This window comes from Flavobacterium fluviatile (assembly GCF_010645065.1).
GTDB classification, from domain to species: Bacteria; Bacteroidota; Bacteroidia; order Flavobacteriales; family Flavobacteriaceae; genus Flavobacterium; species Flavobacterium fluviatile.
In genome coordinates, this window is sequence record NZ_JAADZW010000074.1 from 1 (window position 1) to 1,237 (window position 1,237).

Annotated in this window: 2 protein-coding genes; both read left to right on the forward strand. The window is 32.6% G+C overall.

Going from position 1 to position 1,237, the window contains the following annotated elements:
* On the forward strand, positions 1-341 hold a 341-nt coding region (locus tag GXM17_RS21310), incomplete at its 5' end, for an ISAon1 family transposase N-terminal region protein (protein WP_163401530.1).
* Positions 342-360: 19 nt separating this feature from the next.
* Positions 361-1,237: ISAon1 family transposase (locus tag GXM17_RS21315; RefSeq protein WP_425280030.1), on the forward strand; the 877-nt coding region annotated here is incomplete at its 3' end.

A 1,237-nucleotide genomic window follows, 5' to 3' on the forward strand; every position in this document is an offset into this window, starting at 1 on the left:
TAGAACTCTTAAAACTTATCCTTCCTGAATTAATCGTAGAACATTTTGATTTGGTAAACACCAAAATTGAACAAGAGAAAATGCATTTGTTTTTTGAAGAAAAAAGTACTCCACCAAAAGAATATAATGATAAACAACTTATCTCTAAAGGCTTCTTAAATGATATTACAATTCAGGATTTTCCTCTACGCGGAAAGTTTGTTTACCTACACATCAAAAGACGACGCTGGACAGATAAACAATCTCAAAAAATCATCCAACGCGATTGGAATATTGTGGCCCAAGGAACCCGCATGACTCAAGAGTTTGCGGATTTTTTAAAAGAAATTAATCGATACTAAAGCCAACGACTGTCATACTATTGGTTGCTTCTTTGGGGTTAATGGCAAAAAACTACAACGTCAATATAAAAAACACCTCAGTAACTTCTCTAAATGGGAACAACGAGAACATGCTAATGATTGGTTAATTTTCCCTGAGAACATGGGGTCACATTTATCCATAGACGAAGTAAACTTATCAATGGGCGAGCTTTATACTGTAGTGACCAATAAAGCAGGTAAAGGAAAGAAAGGAACTATTGTGGCTATTATTGCTGGAACAAAATCAGAAGTCGTTATTGATCATTTACAAAAAATAGATTTTAAAAAACGTTCACAGGTCATTGAAATTACTCTTGATATGGCTAATAGCATGAAATTAATTGCTAAAAAAACTTTTCCAAAAGCTAAACAAGTAACAGATCGTTTCCATGTTCAAAAACTTGCTTTAGAAGCCGTGCAAGAAGTTCGCATTAGATTAAAATGGGAGGCGTTAGACCAAGAAAACCAAAGGATATTAGAAGCTAAACTCAATAAAACACCATTTATTTCTAAAGAATTCTCCAATGGAGATACCGCTAAGCAATTGCTCACTAGGAGTAGATTTCTACTCTATAAAAGCCCTAACAAATGGAGTTCAAGTCAAAAAGAAAGAGCAACAATAGTATTTGAAGAATATCCAGAAATTAAAACGGTTTACTTTTTAAGTCAAAAATTGCGTAACATCTACAACAATAATACTGATAAAGCAATAGCTATTACCAAATTAGCACACTGGTATAACGATGTAGAGCATTTAGGAATCAAAAGTTTTAATACGATAATGAATACCATTAAAATCAACTACGATTCTATTTTGAATTATTTTGATAATAGAAGTACGAATGCTTCTGCAGAATCTTTCAATGCTAAAATAA